This is a genomic window from Caulobacter sp. S45 (assembly GCF_903642205.1).
Lineage (GTDB): Bacteria > Pseudomonadota > Alphaproteobacteria > Caulobacterales > Caulobacteraceae > CAHJWH01.
Genome location: NZ_CAHJWH010000052.1, coordinates 1 through 17,295 on the forward strand (window position 1 = coordinate 1; position 17,295 = coordinate 17,295).

General features: G+C 67.9%; 13 protein-coding genes. 3 read left to right on the forward strand and 10 right to left on the reverse strand.

Annotated elements, in window-relative coordinates; genetic code table 11:
- Together HUV06_RS07360 and HUV06_RS07365 are read right to left on the reverse strand one after the other, a co-directional pair.
- A partial coding sequence (locus HUV06_RS07360) for a Spy/CpxP family protein refolding chaperone (RefSeq protein WP_174300626.1) occupies positions 1-454 on the reverse strand: 454 nt, incomplete at its 3' end.
- Complete coding sequence (locus tag HUV06_RS07365) at positions 451-882, reverse strand: DoxX family protein (protein WP_174300627.1); 432 nt, start codon at positions 880-882, stop codon at positions 451-453. The genes HUV06_RS07360 and HUV06_RS07365, both read right to left, overlap by 4 nt.
- 74 nt (positions 883-956) lie before the next feature.
- On the opposite strand from HUV06_RS07365, the gene HUV06_RS07370 reads away from it, so the two are divergent.
- Entirely contained in the window at positions 957-2,768 is a 1,812-nt protein-coding gene (locus tag HUV06_RS07370; protein ID WP_174300628.1) for an aminopeptidase P family protein, read from the forward strand.
- Positions 2,769-2,874: 106 nt separating this feature from the next.
- Here HUV06_RS07370 and HUV06_RS07375 read toward each other — a convergent pair whose 3' ends face one another.
- From HUV06_RS07375 to HUV06_RS07395, 5 genes are all read right to left on the reverse strand, one after another.
- The gene (locus tag HUV06_RS07375; RefSeq protein ID WP_174300629.1) at positions 2,875-3,294 is read right to left on the reverse strand and encodes a DUF2147 domain-containing protein; all 420 of its coding nucleotides are present in this window, start codon (positions 3,292-3,294) and stop codon (positions 2,875-2,877) included.
- Positions 3,295-3,369: 75 nt separating this feature from the next.
- On the reverse strand, positions 3,370-5,487 hold the full coding sequence (ligA, locus tag HUV06_RS07380; RefSeq protein WP_174300630.1) for an NAD-dependent DNA ligase LigA: 2,118 nt from the start codon (positions 5,485-5,487) through the stop codon (positions 3,370-3,372).
- A 77-nt stretch (positions 5,488-5,564) separates the two neighbouring features.
- Positions 5,565-6,347: an SDR family NAD(P)-dependent oxidoreductase gene (locus tag HUV06_RS07385; protein ID WP_174300631.1), complete on the reverse strand. Its 783-nt coding sequence runs from the start codon at positions 6,345-6,347 to the stop codon at positions 5,565-5,567.
- A gap of 165 nt (positions 6,348-6,512) precedes the next feature.
- On the reverse strand, positions 6,513-8,513 hold the full coding sequence (locus tag HUV06_RS07390) for an acetyl/propionyl/methylcrotonyl-CoA carboxylase subunit alpha (RefSeq protein ID WP_174300632.1): 2,001 nt from the start codon (positions 8,511-8,513) through the stop codon (positions 6,513-6,515).
- Positions 8,514-8,515: 2 nt separating this feature from the next.
- Entirely contained in the window at positions 8,516-10,048 is a 1,533-nt protein-coding gene (locus HUV06_RS07395; RefSeq protein WP_174300633.1) for an acyl-CoA carboxylase subunit beta, read from the reverse strand.
- A gap of 126 nt (positions 10,049-10,174) precedes the next feature.
- On the opposite strand from HUV06_RS07395, the gene HUV06_RS07400 reads away from it, so the two are divergent.
- Positions 10,175-11,599 (forward strand): short-chain fatty acyl-CoA regulator family protein, encoded by a 1,425-nt coding sequence (locus tag HUV06_RS07400; RefSeq protein ID WP_174300634.1) that lies wholly within the window; start codon positions 10,175-10,177, stop codon positions 11,597-11,599.
- Positions 11,600-11,682: 83 nt separating this feature from the next.
- On the opposite strand, the gene HUV06_RS07405 is transcribed toward HUV06_RS07400, so the two are convergent.
- From HUV06_RS07405 to ileS, 3 genes are all read right to left on the reverse strand, one after another.
- Positions 11,683-12,267, reverse strand: a complete 585-nt coding sequence (locus tag HUV06_RS07405; protein WP_254600955.1) for a DUF3035 domain-containing protein — start codon at positions 12,265-12,267, stop codon at positions 11,683-11,685.
- 89 nt (positions 12,268-12,356) lie between these two features.
- Entirely contained in the window at positions 12,357-12,863 is a 507-nt protein-coding gene (gene lspA / locus HUV06_RS07410; RefSeq protein WP_174300635.1) for a signal peptidase II, read from the reverse strand.
- A gap of 247 nt (positions 12,864-13,110) precedes the next feature.
- Entirely contained in the window at positions 13,111-16,188 is a 3,078-nt protein-coding gene (ileS, locus tag HUV06_RS07415; protein ID WP_174300636.1) for an isoleucine--tRNA ligase, read from the reverse strand.
- Positions 16,189-16,428: 240 nt separating this feature from the next.
- Here ileS and HUV06_RS07420 point away from each other — a divergent pair, with 240 nt between their 5' ends.
- Positions 16,429-17,295 (forward strand): 50S ribosomal protein L11 methyltransferase, encoded by an 867-nt coding sequence (locus HUV06_RS07420; RefSeq protein ID WP_174300637.1) that lies wholly within the window; start codon positions 16,429-16,431, stop codon positions 17,293-17,295.

The window sequence follows — 17,295 nt, forward strand, 5'->3', positions numbered from 1 at the left end:
CCGCGGGCGGCAGGCGCAGGATCTGCGGACTTCCAGGGTCCATGGACGCGTTCGCCCGCAGGGGTGACGGGAGCGTCGGCAGCCGGGTCACCTCGTCGAAGATGCGACGCTGGTCCGGCGACAGCACGGCGTAGAAGGCCTCCGTCGCCGAGGCCTGCTGTTCGAACGATTGCTGTTGAGCTTGCATCTGGCTGCGCAGGGCGTCCAGGCGCTGCGGCGTGGTCATGGCGTTCAGCTGGGCCGCCTGGGACACGGAGTGGGCGGCGTCCGCCTGCCGCTCGGCCGAGGCGTCCTTGTAGGCTCGCCAGGCGGGATGCTGGCTGAGTTCGAGCTGCAGGATGGAGGGCAGCGCATCCAAGGGCGGCTGGGCCATCGCGGCGCCTGCGCCCGTCAGGAGAGCGGCGGCCAGGGCGAGACCTGTGGTCCACGAGCCTCGTCTGTGAGTCCTGTTCACCCATCGCTCCTCTGGGCCGGCGTGCGCCGCCAGGGCCAATCGATCAAGCCGCCCGCGAACAGCGCCCACCAGACGAACACCGGCTGGAAGAGCAGCCGGGGGCCGTGATACCACCAGCTGTCCGGCAGGGGCGGAGCGTGCCGGTGCGCCAGCGCGTGGTAGATATTGGCGGGGAAGACGCAGGCGGCATAAAGCGCCAGCGCCACACCTGCCGCCTTTTGCGTGCGCGGAACCAGCAAGCCCAGCCCACCCGCCACCTCACAGGCTCCAGTGAACACCACGACCGCATGCGGATGGGGCACCTGCGGTGGCATGATCGGCAGGAAGGCGTCCGGAGAGCGCATGTGCAGCAGCCCGAACGGCATGTAGATCGCGGCCAGGGCGTAGCGGAGCACGGCGCGGGTGCGTTCGGGCGGATCGGACCTCATGGGTCCTGAACGCGCGGCAGCCGTTTGCGCCTCCCGCGATTGCGGGCGCGCGGACAGGCGCTAGATTATCGTCTATGCGCCAGACCTTCGACGACGCCGCCGATCCCGCCTTCGGGGCCGAGCACCTCCCGCTGATCCGCGAACAGATGGCCGCCCAGGGTCTGGACGGCTTCCTCATCCCGCATGAGGACGAGCATCAGAACGAGTACCTGCCGGACGCCAATGAGCGGCTGGCCTGGGCCACAGGCTTCACCGGCTCGGCAGGGGCTGCGGTGGTGATGACAGGACGGGCTGCCGTGTTCAGCGACGGTCGCTACACCTTGCAACTCGCCGCCCAGACCGATGGCGAGCTGTTCGAGCGGCGCGACTTGGTGGAGGGCGGCGTGCCCGCCTACCTGGAAACCGCCGCCGGTGCAGGCCAGGTGATCGGCTACGATCCCCGACTTCATAGCCCTGACCAGCTCGTCCGCCTGAAGGCCGCCGTGGAGACGGTTGGCGCCTCGCTTAAGCCCGTGGAGGCCAATCCGCTGGATCTCGCCTGGCTGGGCCGCCCGGCACAGCCCCGGGCCGCGATTCAGCCGCAGCCGCTCGACTACGCCGGAGAGGCGAGTGACGCCAAGCGGACCCGCGTCGGTCAGGCGCTTGTTCAGGCTGGCGCGGACATGGCGGTCCTGACCGCCCCGTCCTCCATCGCCTGGCTCTTCAATCTCAGGGGAGGGGACGTCATCCGTTCGCCGCTTCCGCTCGGCCAGGCGATCCTGCGGACCGACGGGTCCGCTCGGCTGTTCCTCGACTCGCAGAAGCTCGACCCTGACATGGCGGCGTGGCTCGGCAACACGGTCACGCTGGAACGGCCTGAGGCGCTGGAGCCCGCCCTGCGCGAGCTGGCGGGTCGGCGCGTGCTGATCGACCCTGCCCAGTCCTCAGCCTGGTACTTCGAAATCGTGGAGGCGGGCGGCGCCACTGTGGTGCGCGGCCCAGACCCATGCGCCCTCCCTCGCGCCTGCAAGAACGCGGTGGAGATCGAAGGCGCTCGCCGGGCCCACGTCCGTGATGGCGCCGCCATAGCCCGTTTCCTGCACTGGCTGGCCACCGAGGCTCAGACCAGCCTGCCGGATGAGGTCGAGGTCGTCACCCGGCTGGAAGGGTTCCGCGAGGCGACCGGCGCGCTGAAGGATCTCAGCTTCGATACCATTGCGGGCGCAGGTCCCAACGGCGCTATTGTCCATTACCGCCCCACCCACAAGAGCAACCGCCGGATCGGGCTTGGCCAGTTGCTGCTGGTGGACTCAGGAGCCCAGTACCAGGACGGCACGACAGACATCACCCGTACGGTGGCCGTCGGCGAGCCGAGCGCCGAGATGTGCGACCGTTTCACCCGAGTGCTGCAAGGCCATATCGCGCTGGCCCGCATCCGCTTCCCCGCCGGAACCACCGGTTCGGCCCTGGACGTATTGGCTCGACAGTCGTTGTGGATGGTGGGTTTGGATTACGACCACGGCACTGGCCATGGGGTGGGCAGCTATCTGGGAGTGCACGAAGGGCCGCAGCGGATCGCCAAGGCGCCCAACACGACGGCCCTTCAGGCCGGGATGATCCTGTCCAACGAGCCAGGCTACTACAAGACTGGCGAATACGGCATCCGCATCGAGACCCTGCAGGTGGTGACCGCGCCTGCAGCCGTCGAGGGCGGCGAACGGGAGATGCTGGGTTTCGAAACCCTGACCTTCGCTCCGATCGATCGTCGCCTGATCAAGGTGGATCTGCTCGACGCCGCCGAGCGCGCCTGGGTCGACAACTACCACGCCCAAGTGCTGGAGAAGATCGGACCGCGGGTGGAGCGGGATGTCGCCGATTGGATGAGGTTCGTCTGCGCACCCTTGTGAGCTGGACGGCGGTCGCCCGTCGAAGCTGGATCAAGCTCGTTGACGACAGGCTGCCGAGCTCAGGTCGAGGCTTTCGTCGGCTGCAATCGCCGCTATGAGGCTGTCCTCAGCGCGCCCGGGTCCAGGTGTCGGTGCGACAGAGTGGGCCGATGATGCAACCCTTCAGATGCGCCGTGTCCGCCCCGACGAGCGTGAAGGAGCCATGATAGGTGTGGCCCGAGGTCGGGTCATAGACCGACCCTCCGGCCCACTCCGTCGGACCACCGCTCAGCCCGGTCATGATCACCAATCCCTTGATCCTGCGGGTCTTCAGCGACGCATCGCTGTTCTTGGCGTCGCGCTTGTCCGGATTGGCGCGCAGGTCGTCGGAGTCGAGCACCCGCCCGCAGATCGCGGCGCCGCAGTCATAGACCTGGATGGTCGAGTTCTTGTCGGGAACGTGCCAGACCCCGGACGCGGGGGACGCCATGGCCGCGCTGGCGAGGCCAATCGTCGCCGTCATGGCGAGAAGGACGGGGTTATGCAAGTCAGACCTCCCAATGATCATCGATCCAACGTGCGCGCCGCGTTCCCGTTCAAGCCGCGGGCCTCCGTGGGGTCATCACGCCTCTCTCGCAAGGCTTAGCCATTCCGCCTCACTCAGAATCTGGAGACCAAGCGCCTCGGCCGTCTTCAGCTTCGACCCGGCGCCGGGTCCAGCCACCACGATGTCGGTCTTCTTGGACACCGAACCCGCGACCTTGGCGCCGAGCCGCTCGGCCTGGGCCTTGGCCTCGTCGCGGGTCACGCTCTCCAGCGCGCCTGTGAACACCACCGTCTTGCCCGCCATAGCGGTGTCGGCTTGCGGGGCCTCAGCGTCCTCAATGGTCAGCTGGACGGAAAGGTTGGCGACCCGGACGCGGTTGTGGTCTTCGGCGAAATAGGCGCGGGCAGCGTCCACGACCGCTCCGCCGACCTGGTCCATGGCGTCCAGCTCCTCCGCCGCGGAGGTGTCGCCGGCGGCTAGCAGGTCCATGGCGCTTAGGAAGGCTTCGGCCGAGCCGTAGCCGCGCGCCAGCGTCGCCGCCGTCGTTTCGCCCACATGGCGGATGCCGAGCGCGAAGATGAACCGAGCCAGCGCGATGGTCCGCCGCGCCTCGATCGCGGCGACCAGGTTGCGGATGGAGGTCTCGCCATAACCCTCCCGCGCGCGCAGCACCGCCAGGGCCGGCTCGTCGCGGGCCAGCCTGAAGATGTCGGCGGGCTCGCGGACGAGACCGTCCTCGTAGAAGGCCGAGAGCTGGCGCTCCCCCAGGCCCTCGATGTCGAAGGCCTTGCGGGAGACGAATAGCTTCAGGTGTTCCAGCCGCTGGAAGGGACAGGCCATCTCGCCGGTGCAGCGGCGCACCACCGTCTCCACCCCGCCGCCGGTGGTTTCCCGGGTGACGGCGGTCTTCAGCGGGCAGGGGCAGATCTGGGGGAAGGCGAAGGGCGGCGGTTCAGGGGATGAGCGGGCGTCCAGCACCACCTCCACCACCTGGGGGATCACGTCACCGGCGCGCTGGATCACCACGGTGTCGCCGACGCGGATGTCCTTGCGGGCTATCTCGTCAGCATTGTGCAGGGTGGCGTTCTGCACCACCACGCCGCCGACGTTGATCGGCGCGAGCTTGGCCACCGGCGTCAGGGCGCCGGTGCGGCCCACTTGGATTTCGATGTCATTGACCAGGGTGCGCGCCTGTTCGGGGGCGAACTTGTGGGCGATGGCCCAACGGGGAATGCGCCCGGCGAAGCTCAGCCGCTCCTGCCAGTCCAGCCGGTCCAGCTTGTAGACCACGCCGTCGATGTCAAAGCCCAGCCGCGGCCGACGGTCCTCGAAGGCGCGGTACTGCACCTCCAGCGCGTCCTCGTTTTCCACCCGCAGTGAGAGGTCGCTGACCTGGAAGCCCCAGTCGCGCAGGCGCTGCAGCGCCTCCCACTGGGTCTCGGCGAACGGCGCGCTGGTGTCGCCCCAGGCGTAGGCGAAGAAGCGCAAGGGTCGGGCGGCTGTGATCGTGGGATCGATCTGGCGCAGCGAACCGGAGGCGGCGTTGCGAGGGTTGGCGTAGGTGCGAGCGTCCAAGGCCTCCGCGGCCGCGTTCATGGCTGCGAAGGCCGCGTGGCCCAGATAGACCTCTCCGCGAACCTCGATCCGTTCCGGCCAGCCGGTCCCCTTCAGCCGCTCGGGGATGTCGGCCAAGGTGCGCAGGTTGAGGGTCACGTCCTCCCCGGTGCGGCCGTCGCCTCGGGTGGCGCCCTGGACCAGCCGCCCCTGCTCGTAGCGCAGGTTGGCGGACAAGCCGTCGATCTTGGGCTCCACGGTGAAGGCGAGGGGCTCGGCCGCAGCGAGCTTCAGGAAGCGGCGGATGCGGGCGATGAAGTCGGCGACCTCCGCGGCGTTGAAGGCGTTGTCCAACGACAGCATGGGCGCGCCATGGCGCACGGCGGCAAAGCTGGTCGAGGGCGCCGCCCCCACCCGCAATGAGGGCGAGTCCGCTCGCACAAGGGCCGGGAAGCGCGCCTCCAGCCCGGCATTGCGGCGCTTGAGCGCGTCATAGGCCGCGTCGTCAACGCCTGGCGCCTGCTCGACGTAGTAGAGCCGCTCGTGCTCGGCCATCTCCTTCGCCAACCGCTCCAGCTCTATAGCGGCGCCCTCTTCCGAGATGTCTGACGGTCCGGTGTCCGGAGCGGGATCGGCCATCAACGGTCTCCAAGGTCAGTCCCGGCGTGCATCATGTTCGCCTGTCTGCCGCTTGCCGGGACAGGCGGGGATAATCGCTATCGCGGCGCCAGCCGGATCGCCCCGTCCAGCCGGATCGTGGCCGCGTTGAGATAGACGTTCTCGAGGATGTCGATGGCCGTGCGCGCGTAGTCCGCAGCCGTCCCCAGTCGCTTGGGGAAGGGGATGCTGGCCGCCAGGCTGTCCTGCACGTTCTGCGGCATGGCCGCCATCATCGGTGTCTGAAAGATGCCAGGCAGGATGGTGTTCACGCGGACGCCCTCGTTCATCAGGTCGCGCGCGATCGGCAGCATCATGGCCAGCACCCCGCCCTTGGAAGCCGAGTAGGCCGCCTGGCCGATCTGGCCGTCCTCGGCGGCGACCGAGGCGGTGTTGATGATCGCGCCGCGCTCGCCGTCCGCCAGGGGTTCCAGCGTCACCATGCCGGCCGCCGACTTGGCCAGGCAGCGGAAGGTGCCGAACAGGTTGATCCTCACGGTGCGCTCGAACACGTCTTGGGGGAAGGTGGTGATCTCGCCGGTCTCCTTCTTACGGCCTACCGTCTTGGCGCCGGTGGCGATGCCGGCGCAGTTGACCAGCACCCGCTCCTGGCCGTGGGCGGCGCGGGCCTTGGCGAGGCCGGCCTCCACGTCGACGTCGGAGGTCACGTCCACCTTGCAGAAGACGCCGCCGATCTCGTGCGCCACGGCCTCTGCGCGCTCGGCGTTCATGTCGAACAGCGCGACCTTGACGCCGTAGGCGGCCAGCGCCCGGGCCGTGCCTTCGCCGAGGCCGGACGCGCCGCCGGTGACGACGGCTGCAATGGAGGAGTCGAGGATCATGGTGGGTCTCCGGGATCAGGAAAATCGCTTCTGTTACCGGCCCATCCCGGCGGCTGCCGGGACCCAGATCGTATTGAATGGCATGTCAAGCTGACCGCCGGGTATTTAGCTGCCGCTCAGCGTTACGATCTGCGTCCCGGCATTAGCCGGATGGGCGGAGAAGGGTCATGCGAACTCGATCAGCACTTCTTCGGCCGCCACGCTGTCGCCGGCCTTGGCGCCGACGGACTTCACCACGCCGTCGCGTTCGGCCTTGATCAGGTTCTGCATCTTCATGGCCTCGATCACCGCTACGGCCTCGCCGGCCTTGACCTCGCGCCCGACCTCCACGTCCAAGCTGACCACCAGTCCCGGCATGGGCGAGACGATGAGCTTGGAGGTGTCGGCGGCGGCTTTCTGGGGCAGCCGCTCGTGAAGGTCGGCGGAGAGGGGCGTCAGAACCATCACCCGCGCCTTTGCGGCCCGGTGACGGATGACAAAGCCCTCAGCCGCCGGCGCCACCTCCAGGCTGAAGGGCCGCCCGTCGAGCGAGGCCTTGAACAGCTTGCGGCCGGGCCGCCAGTCCACGTCCTGCAGGCCGAGCGACCGATTTTCGCCCGGCAGCATCACGTCCAGCGTCAGGCCTTCACCGGAGAGCTTCACGGCGCGCTTGTGCTCTCCGATGAACACGACAAAGGCGTCGCGCACCGGCGCGGCGAACAGCTTGCCACCGTTGCCCCGGGCGCGGAAAACCTGCAGCCGGTGCATCCAACAGGCTGCCGCCGTCATCAGGTCCAGTTGGTCCGCCGCCGGCTCAAGGCCGCCGAAGCCGCCGGGAAACTCGTCCTTGATGTAGTTGGTCGACAGCACGCCGGAGCGAAAGCGTGCTTGGTCCATCACCGCTGACAGGAAGGGCGCGTTGTGGCCGAGGCCCTCGATCTCCAGGTCCTCCAGCGCCCGCGCCATGCCGTCCACCGCCTCGTCGCGAGTCGCGCCGTGAGTGCAGAGCTTGGCGATCATGGGATCGTAGAACATCGAAATCTCGTCGCCCTCGCGGACGCCGGAGTCGTTGCGCACCTGGTAAGACCCATGCGCGCCTTCGACTGACGGCTGATAGCGAACGAGCCGGCCGATGGACGGCAGGAAGCTGCGGTAGGGGTCTTCGGCATAGAGCCGGCTCTCGATGGCCCAACCGTTGATCTTCAGGTCCTCCTGGGTAAAGTCCAGAGGCAGGCCCGCGGCGCTGCGGATCATCTGCTCCACCAAGTCAAGCCCGGTTATCAGCTCGGTGACCGGATGCTCCACCTGAAGACGGGTGTTCATCTCCAGGAAATAGAACGACTTGTCCTGACCAGCGACGAACTCCACCGTCCCGGCGGAATCGTAGTTCACGGCCTTGGCCAGCGCTACGGCCTGGGCGCCCATGGCGGCACGGGTCTGCGGGTCGAGCAGCGGCGAAGGCGCCTCCTCGATGACCTTCTGGTTACGGCGCTGGATGGAGCACTCGCGCTCGAACAGGTGCACCACGTGCCCGTGCTTGTCCCCCAGCACCTGGATCTCGATGTGGCGGGGCGAGGTGATAAACTTCTCGATGAAGATGCGATCGTCTCCGAAGGCGCCCTTCGCCTCCGCCTTCACCGCTGGGAGGCCCTCTTCCACGTCGGCGCGGGTCCAGGCGACGCGGATGCCCTTGCCGCCGCCGCCGGCTGAGGCCTTGATCATCACCGGATAGCCGACCTGATCGGAGATGCGGATGGCGTGAGCGGTGTCGTCGATCTCGCCGATGTGACCCGGGACGCAGGAGACGCCGGCGGCCTGGGCGAACTTCTTGGACTCGATCTTGTCGCCCATGGCGGCGATGGCGTAGGCGTTGGGGCCGATGAAGACGATGCCGGCATCGGCGCATTGCTGCGCAAATTCAGCCTTTTCCGACAGGAATCCGAAGCCGGGATGCACCGCCTCCGCGCCCGTGTCGCGGCAGGCCTGAATGATCTTGTCAGCGAGCAGGTAGGACTGGTTGGCGGGCGGCGGCCCGAGAAAGACGCTCTCGTCGGCCATCTCGACGGCCAAGCTTTCGGCGTCCGCCTCGGAGTAGACCACCACCGTCCTGATGCCGAGCCGGCGGCAGGTCTTGATGATGCGAACCGCGATCTCGCCGCGGTTGGCGATCAGAATTTTGCTGAACATGCTCACAGGGGGATGTTGTCGTGTTTCTTGGCGGGATTGCTCAGCGACTTGCCCTTCAGGCTCTTCAGCGCACGCACGATCCGCCGGCGGGTGCTGTGGGGCATGATCACGTCGTCGATATAGCCGAGCTGGGCCGCCACGAAGGGGTTGGCGAAGCGCGCCTTGTACTCGGCCTCCCGCTCGGCGAGCTTGTCAGGGTCCTTGGCCTCAGCGCGGAAGATGATCTCCACCGCCCCCTTGGCGCCCATCACCGCGATCTCGGCGGTAGGCCAGGCGTAGTTGAAGTCGCCCCGCAGGTGCTTGGAGCTCATCACGTCATAGGCCCCGCCATAGGCCTTACGGGTGATCAGGGTGATCTTGGGCACCGTGGCCTCGGCATAGGCGAACAGCAGCTTGGCGCCGTGCTTGATCAGGCCGCCGTACTCCTGGCGCGTGCCCGGCATGAAGCCCGGCACGTCCACAAAGGTGACCAGCGGGATGTCGAAGGCGTCGCAGAAGCGAACGAATCGAGCAGCCTTGCGCGACGAGTCGATGTCCAGCACGCCGGCCAGCGACAGGGGCTGGTTGGCTACAAAGCCCACCGTGTCGCCGTCCATGCGCCCGAAGCCGATCACGATGTTCTTGGCGTAGTCCGCTGCAATCTCGAAGAAATCCGCCTCATCTACAACCTTAAAGATCAACTCCTTCATGTCGTAGGGCTTGTTCGGGTTGGCCGGGACGAGCGTATCGAGGGAGTGTTCGGCCCGGTCCGGCTCATCGTAGCTCTCCCGGTGCGGAGGCTTGTCGCGGTTGGAGAGCGGCAGGAAGTCAATCAGGCGGCGGACCTGGGTCAGGGCCTCAAGGTCGTTCTCGAAGGCGCCGTCGGCCACGCCCGACTTGCCCGCATGCACCCGCGCCCCGCCAAGCTCCTCGGCCGTGACCACCTCGTTGGTGACCGTCTTCACCACGTCCGGTCCGGTGACGAACATGTAGCTCGTGTCCTTGACCATGAAGATGAAGTCGGTCATGGCCGGGCTGTACACGTCGCCGCCGGCGCAGGGTCCCATGATCACGCTGATCTGGGGGATGACGCCGGAGGCCATTACGTTCTGGAGAAAGATGTCGGCATAACCCGCCAAGGACTCGACACCTTCCTGAATACGCGCGCCGCCGGCGTCGTAGAGGCCGATCACCGGTGCACCGAGCTTCTGGGCCTGATCCATCACCTTGAGGATCTTCTTGGCATGAGCGCCCGAGAGGCTTCCGCCGAATACCGTGAAATCCTTGGAGAAGAGATAGATCACTCGCCCGTTGATCGTGCCCCAGCCGGTGACCACGCCGTCGCCAGGTATGCGGGTCTTGTCCATGCCGAACTCGGTGGCGCGGTGCTCGACGAACATATCGAACTCCTCGAAGGAGCCCTCGTCTAGCAGGAGGTCGATACGTTCGCGTGCGGTCAGCTTGCCCTTGGCGTGCTGGGACGCCACGCGACGCTCGCCGCCGCCCTGACGAGCCTGTTCGCGCCGGCTGTCCAGTTCATCGAGGATATGCTGCACGCGGAGTTCGCCTGAAATCGGATTCGACCTGAGAGTGACCTAGCGGCAAATCAGCAGCCGTGCTTCGCAAAACGTGCCAATTTGCGTAAGCTTCGGCTTTGCTGAGGCGGAGCTCGCAAAACTGCGATGGCGGAGAAGCTGTTTGTCGGCGCGCGGCTGAGACGCCTCAGAGGATCCAGGGGCTGGACTCTGGAGGGATGCGCCAGCCGCCTGGGCCTGTCGCCAAGCTATCTCTCCCAGATCGAAACCAACCAGCGGCCGGTGACGGCGCGGGTGCTTATCGCGCTCACCCAGGTGTTCCAGGTGGATGCGGGCGCGTTCGACGTTGGCGACGAAGGCCGGCTTGCGGCCGACCTGCGTGAGGCCACGGTCGATGCGGCAGCCTATGGCGACCCGCCCTCGGCCGTGGAGATCAAGCAGGCGGCCAGCGCTACGCCTGCGCTCGCCCGCCAGTTCCTGGCCCTCCACCGCGCATTCCGCCGTCTGGACGAGCGGTTCAAGGCCATGGACGAAACCGTGTCGCTGGACGAGACGGCCGTGGCCAGCGCCAGCCTTCCGTATGAAGAGGTCCGCGACTTCTTCCACTACAAGGACAACTATGTCGACGCCCTGGACACAGCCGCGGAGTCCCTGGCCTCGCTGATCCTGGTCGGCAAGTCGCAGACGCCTGAGGCCGCCATGATCCAGGCGCTGCTGGCCCTGCACGCGGTCACCGTGGTGCGGACGTCGGACCCCGGCGCGGCGCTCCGCCGGTTCGACCCGCTCACCCGGCGGCTGTATGTCGATGGCGCCCAGCCCACGCCCACCCGCACTTTCCAGCTCGCCCACCAGCTCGCGCTGCTGGAGTTCCGCGAGCCGATCGAGCAGGAACTCGAACGCGCCCGCTTCCGCAGCCCGGCGGCACGCGACGTTTGCCGCATCGGGCTCGCCAACTATGCGGCGGGGGCGCTGATCCTGCCATACCGCGCCTTCCTGGAGGCCGCGGCGGAGATGCGGCACGATGTGGAGCGGCTGCAGGTCCGCTTCGGCGCGAGCTTCGAGCAGGTCTGCCATCGCCTGAGCTGCCTGCAGCGGCCGGGACTGAAGGGCGTTCCCTTCTATTTCGTACGTATCGACATGGCCGGCAACATCACCAAGCGCCATAGCGCGACACGTCTGCAGTTCGCCCGCTTTGGCGGCGCGTGCCCGCTGTGGAACGTGCACGAGGCCTTCGGGCGACCGGGCGACATCCTGACCCAGGTCGCCGAGACCCCGGACACGGCGCGCTATCTCTGCATGGCGCGCAGCGAGGTGAAGCGGTCCGGCGACTATCTCACCCCCGACCGCCGCTATGCGCTCGGGCTGGGCTGTGAGATCCAGCATGCGGGGGCGGTGGTCTACGCAGCCGGGCTGGACCTGGAGGGGCCCGCGGCGCGGATCGGGATCAGCTGCCGCATCTGCGAGCGCGACGACTGTCCCCAGCGCGCCTTCCCGCCGCTGGATCGGGCGTTGCGGGTTCCTCTCAACAATCGACGCACCGTGCCCTACGACCTGGTCGAGCCCGGGGCTTGAGGCTGACCTCCTCACGGACGTCCAGATTATCTCTGCTCGACGACTCTGGAGACGTGTCCAGAGCGGTCTCCAGGTGACCGGGCCTAGAGGCCCGGCAGCTTGAAGTGGCGCTTGGCCGGGGCGCGCTGAATCACCACGGGCTTGTCGCCGGTGAGCGAGGCCACCGTCCGCTGCACCACGGCGGGATCCACGGGGTTCGGGGTGTTGGCGGCGTCGGCTTCGGCGCTGACCTGGGCGTCCTGGGGCTGGCCCTTGCGCCAGAACATGACGCGGTCGGCGAAGGATTTCTCCTTGTGGGAGATATCGCCATACTGGTCGTCCACCACGTAGCGGATCAGCGGATCGGCCTTCTCAGCCCCGGCGCGGTTGACGAGCAGGGTCTCGCCCTGGCTGCGCGTAGCGCTCTCACGCTCGCCGATCAGGGCCAGACGGGCTTGGCTCTCGGGCTGCAGTTCCTGGGGCCGGGGTTCGCCGGGAGTGGGCGGACGTAAAGCGTATTCGGGCGGGACCACCAGCGGGGCCTTGGTGACCACGCGGAATTCGTCAGGCGCCAGCTTGTTGGTGCCGAGCGCGTTGCTGACCGTGCCGCAGCCCGCCAGGCCGAGGCCTGCGAGGCCGAGACCCACGAGCATCGCGGCGCCTGTACGCCGGCACTGGTTGGAAGCCATCGTCAACTCCGGGGCCCACCCTGGCCCGTTGCAGAGCGGATACAACACCGCCGGAGATGGCGCAAAGGTGCGCGGCGACGCAGGGGTGGTCAGGGTCGCGCCTCAGGCTTGGCGAGTAGGCTGTCAGCCAGCAGCAGGATGACGCCCGCGGTGATGCCGCTATCAGCCACGTTGAACACCCAAGGGAAGACGTGAGTGCCGGTGAAGTCCAGGAAATCCACCACCGCGCCCATCCGAACTCGGTCCACCGCGTTGCCGATGGCGCCTCCGATGATGAGGCCCAGGCCTAGCGCCGGCAGCGGGCGCGTGGTCTTGCGCGCCCAGAGCGCCAGGGCGATGGCCACGCCGATGGAGAAGATCGACAGGAGCCAGCGCGCCAGGTCCACCTGCGACAGCAGCCCGAAGCTGAAGCCGCGGTTCCAGACCAGGCTCAGCCGGAAGAAGGGCAGGAGGGGGACCGTGCCGAGATCGGCCAGGTGCAGGCTGTAGAGGATCCAGGCCTTGGACAGCTGGTCCAGGACCATGACCAAGACCGCGACGGCGTAGGTGGCGAGGGCGTAGCGGGAGAGGGGGCGCGAAGCGGGGAGGGCGGTCATCGGCGCGCCCGCTCGACGGGAGAGAAGCGTGGCCCGGCTGGAAAGCTCTCCCTTCCCCTTGATGGGGCAGGGGTAGAGGCGGGGGTGCTCGCACTGAGATTGGGGTTTGGTGCGCGGGAGGCGCCTCCCGCGCTCTCCCGCACGCGTCCTGCACTCACCCCCATCCCCGACCCTTCCCCCATCGAGGGGGAAGGGAGAGCAGCGGCCGCTTGGCTAAGCGGGGAGGCGGAACGGTGAGGCAGCAGGCTCACGCCGCCCTCTCGATCTCGGCCACTGCGGCGTCGCAGCGCTCGCAGAGGAACTTGGGCGCGTGCACCTCGGGCAGGATGCGCCAGCAGCGGGCGCATTTCTCACCCGTCAGAGTGGCCGCATTGGATGCTAGAGAAATGTCCATCTCATCTCGTGAGTGGAAGCCCATAGGTAGGGGGTCACCCCCATGTCCAGAGGTGATTACAGCCGAGCTTGTCCTGAAGACCTCCGCCGCATCGATGTTCTCATAGGCCGCTAGAAGCTCATCGTTGCGTACAAAGACCTGAACTGCGGCCTCTAGTGCAGAGCCAAAAACTTTGTCGCGCCGCTTAGCTTCTAACGCGCCGGTTACGATTGCTAGAACACGGCCGATCCGGTGCCACCGGTTCATCTCGTCGAAATCCCGCCATCCCTCAGGCGTCTCCGGCATCACCCGCAGGCAGCTGGAGCCCGCGTCCGGGAACCGCATCGTCCAAGCCTCTTCGCAGGTGAAGGGCAGGATCGGCGACAGCCACACCGTCAGCCGCTCGAACACCGCATCCATCACCGTGCGGGCGGCGCGGCGGCGCAGGCTGAAGGGGGCGTCGCAGTAGAGGGCGTCCTTGCGGATGTCGAAATAGAGAGCCGACAGTTCCTGGGCGGCGAACTCCGACACCGGCCGCCAGACGTCGTTGAAGCGGTACTCGCGGTAAGCGGCCCGGACCTGTTCGTCGAGCTCCCATAGCCTATGCAGGACGTAACGCTCCAAGGCGGGAAGGTTCTGCAAATCTTCCGGCGATGTCAGCCCCACTCGCTCGCTCTCGTCGAAGCCCTCCAGCGCGCCCAGCAGGTAGCGGATCGTGTTGCGGAACTTGCGATATCCGTCGGTGGCGGTCTGCAGGATCGCCGGGCCGATGCGCTGGTCCTCGGCATAGTCGACCATGGCGACCCACAGGCGTAGGATCTCCGCGCCGCTGTCGTTGATCACCTTCAGCGGATCGACGGTGTTGCCCTTGGACTTCGACATCTTCTCGCCCTGCTCGTCCAGGGTGAAGCCGTGGGTCAGCACCGCCTCGTAGGGCGCCCGCCCGCGCGTGCCGCAGGCCTCCAGCAGGGAGGACTGGAACCAGCCGCGGGCCTGGTCGGAGCCCTCCAGGTAGAGGTCGGCCGGCCAGTGGCTGTCGTCGCGGCCTGCCAGGGCGAAGGCGTGGGTCGAGCCGCTGTCGAACCAGACGTCCAGGATGTCCTCGACCTTCTCGTAGTCGTCCGGGTCACGGCCAGAGCCGAGGAACTCGGCGGAGTGACGGGTGAACCAGGCGTCGGCGCCGTCTTCGGCGATGGCGTCCTGGATGCGGGCGTTGACCTCGAAGTCGCGGAGGGGTTCGCCGGTGCGCTTGTCCACGAACATGGCGAGCGGCGTGCCCCAGGCCCGCTGGCGCGAGATCAGCCAGTCCGGCCGTCCCGCCACCATGGCGCGGATGCGGGTCTGGCCGCTCCTGGGGTGGAAGGCGGTGACGTCGATGGAGGAGAGCGCGAGGGTGCGGAGGGTGGGAGCATGCTGCGTGCTTCGAGACGCGCTCTGCGAGCGCTCCTCAGCATGACGCAGGTTTGTAGGGCCGGCTGAGCTTTCACCCCCCTCGTCATCCTGAGGAGCCGGCGAAGCCGGCGTCTCGAGGGACGCACTCCCCAGTGGCTCGTCCATGCGGATGAACCACTGCGGCGTGTTGCGGTAGATCACCGGCGCCTTGGAGCGCCAGGAGTGGGGGTAGCTGTGGGTCAGGCGCGAGCGGGCCAGCAGGTTCCCGGCCTCGATCAGCTTCTCCATCACCGCGCCGTTGGCGGGGCCGAACTTGCCGGCCTTCTTGCCCTCGGTCTCGATGATCTGCAGGCCGGCGAACAACGCTACGCTGTCGAAGTAGGCGCCGTTGGCGTCCACCGTCTCGGGGATCTCGCGGTGGCCTGACTTGAGCCAGACGAGGTAGTCCTCCTGGCCGTGACCCGGCGCGGTGTGGACGAAGCCCGTGCCCGCGTCGTCGGTGACGTGCTCGCCGCTGAGCATCGGCACGTCGAAGCCATAGGCCGGCGCCAGGTTGGCCAGCGGATGGGCGCAGACCACGTCCGCCAGGTCGGCGGCGTAGACCGGCCGCTCCAGCGTCCAACTCTCCACGCCGGCGGCCGCGAACACCTGCTCGGCCAGGGCCGGCGCCAGGATCAGCCGATGGCCCGTCTTGGCCCACGGCTCGTAGTCAAGCCCGCCCTTCAGCTGGCCTACCTTGTAGCAGGCGTAGGCTATGCCGGGTCCGTAGCTGATCGCCCGGTTTGCGGGGATGGTCCAGGGCGTGGTGGTCCAGACCACGACCGACGCGCCGACCAGCGAGGCGGCGCCCAGTGTCGGCGTTTCCCGCACCACTGGGAACTTCGCCCAGATCGTGGGCGAGGCGTGCTCGTGGTACTCGATCTCGGCATCGGCCAGCGCGGTGCGCTCGACGGGGCTCCACATGACGGGCTTGGAGCCGCGGTAGAGCTGGCCGCTCATCAGGAACTTGTGGAACTCCGCAACGATCGTGGCCTCGGAGCGATAGTCCATGGTGGCGTAGCGGTGGTCCCAGTCCGCCAGCACGCCCAGCCGCTTGAACTGCTCGCGCTGCACCCCGATCCACTCATCGGCATAGGTGCGGCAGCGGGCGCGGAACTCGGCCTTGGAGACCTCGTCCTTCCGCCGGCCCTTAGCGCGGAACTCCTCCTCGATCTTCCACTCGATGGGCAGGCCGTGGCAATCCCAGCCGGGGACATAGTCGACGTCCTTGCCGAGCGCGAACTGGGAGCGGACCACGAAGTCCTTCAGCAGCTTGTTCAGCGCGTGACCGATGTGGATGGCGCCGTTGGCGTAAGGGGGGCCGTCGTGCAGCACGAACAGCTCCGCGCCCGCCGCCTGCCGTGCGCGCCGCATCTTGCCGTAGAGGTCCTGCGCCGCCCAGTCGGCTAGGATCTTCGGCTCGAGCTTGGGCAGCCCGGCGCGCATCGGGAACTCGGTCTTCGGTAGAAAGACGGTGTCGCGGTAGTCGCGCGTGGGAGAGGGGCTCTGGTCGTCGGCCATGAGGAAGGTCTGGTCCAGCGGGCGTTCAGGGATGAGGGCGAAGGGCGTCCCGGCCAGAAGCGGGCCCGGCCGCCGCGTTACGCGGAGGGCCGGTCCAGCCTCAGGCCGGCTGAGTAATTCGCCGAACGGGTCCGCAGGATGTCGCCATAGGCGCGGTGTAGCAGACCGCGCCGCCCTGGTGAAGCTGGCCAGGCGACGAAGCGCTTACCCTGTCGCGCCCGTCCCGCTAACAGGCGGTCCATGACCGACGATCCCGTGCAGATCATCGCCCGAGGCCCGCGCGCCATCGCCGAGGCCGCCGCGCGCCAAATCGACGCCGACCCGCTGCTGGAGGGCGCCACCTACTCCATCCTGGAGGAGGACGAGGACCACGGCATCTGGCGCATCGACGCCTTCCCGACCGAGCCCGAGGAGGCGGAACGCCTGCGCGAGGCCCTCGCCGCTCAGGCCGGCCTGGCGGTCAGCGTGGAGGTGCTGGCCGATGCCGACTGGCTGGCCCTGGCGCTCTCGGGCCTCCCGCCGGTCCGGGCGGGGCGCTTCTTCATCTACGGCGCCCACGATCTGGGGCGGCGGCCCGGCAACACGGTGAACCTGCGCATCGAGGCGGGGGCGGCCTTCGGCACCGGCCATCACGGCACCACGGTGGGATGCCTCTGCGCCTACGACGCCCTGCTGAAGCGCCGGCGCTTCGCCAAGGTGCTGGACGTGGGCGCTGGCACCGGCGTGCTCGCCATCGCTGCAGCCAAGACCGGTGCGCGGTTGGCGCTCGGCATCGACATCGATCCCGTCTCGGTGCGGATCGGGCGGGAGAACGCGGTGTTGAACCAGGTGCGTGTCCGTTTCGTGCACGCCAACGGACTGCGGGAAGGGAGCGTGCAGGCGGCCGCGCCCTATGATCTGGTGTTTGCCAACATCCTGGCGCGGCCGCTGGTGTGGCTTTCCTCCGACATCCGCGCCGCCCTGAAGCCCGGCGGCCTGGCCGTCCTGTCGGGGCTGCTGCGCAGCCAGGAGCGCTTGGTACGCGCCGCCTATCTGGGACGAGGCTTCCGCGTAGAGCGTCGCTACCACCGCGACGCCTGGGCGACGCTGGTGCTGCGGCGAGGCTAG

Excerpts from the sequence above, each read along its gene's own strand:
- HUV06_RS07365 (WP_174300627.1), bottom strand. The coding sequence starts at position 882 with ATGAGGTCCGATCCGCCCGAACGCACCCGCGCCGTGCTCCGCTACGCC.
- HUV06_RS07370 (WP_174300628.1), top strand. The coding sequence starts at position 957 with ATGCGCCAGACCTTCGACGACGCCGCCGATCCCGCCTTCGGGGCCGAG.
- ligA (WP_174300630.1), bottom strand. The coding sequence starts at position 5,487 with ATGGCCGATCCCGCTCCGGACACCGGACCGTCAGACATCTCGGAAGAG.
- HUV06_RS07385 (WP_174300631.1), bottom strand. The coding sequence starts at position 6,347 with ATGATCCTCGACTCCTCCATTGCAGCCGTCGTCACCGGCGGCGCGTCC.
- HUV06_RS07390 (WP_174300632.1), bottom strand. The coding sequence starts at position 8,513 with ATGTTCAGCAAAATTCTGATCGCCAACCGCGGCGAGATCGCGGTTCGC.
- HUV06_RS07400 (WP_174300634.1), top strand. The coding sequence starts at position 10,175 with ATGGCGGAGAAGCTGTTTGTCGGCGCGCGGCTGAGACGCCTCAGAGGA.
- HUV06_RS07405 (WP_254600955.1), bottom strand. The coding sequence starts at position 12,267 with ATGGCTTCCAACCAGTGCCGGCGTACAGGCGCCGCGATGCTCGTGGGT.
- lspA (WP_174300635.1), bottom strand. The coding sequence starts at position 12,863 with ATGACCGCCCTCCCCGCTTCGCGCCCCCTCTCCCGCTACGCCCTCGCC.
- ileS (WP_174300636.1), bottom strand. The coding sequence starts at position 16,188 with ATGGCCGACGACCAGAGCCCCTCTCCCACGCGCGACTACCGCGACACC.
- HUV06_RS07420 (WP_174300637.1), top strand. The coding sequence starts at position 16,429 with ATGACCGACGATCCCGTGCAGATCATCGCCCGAGGCCCGCGCGCCATC.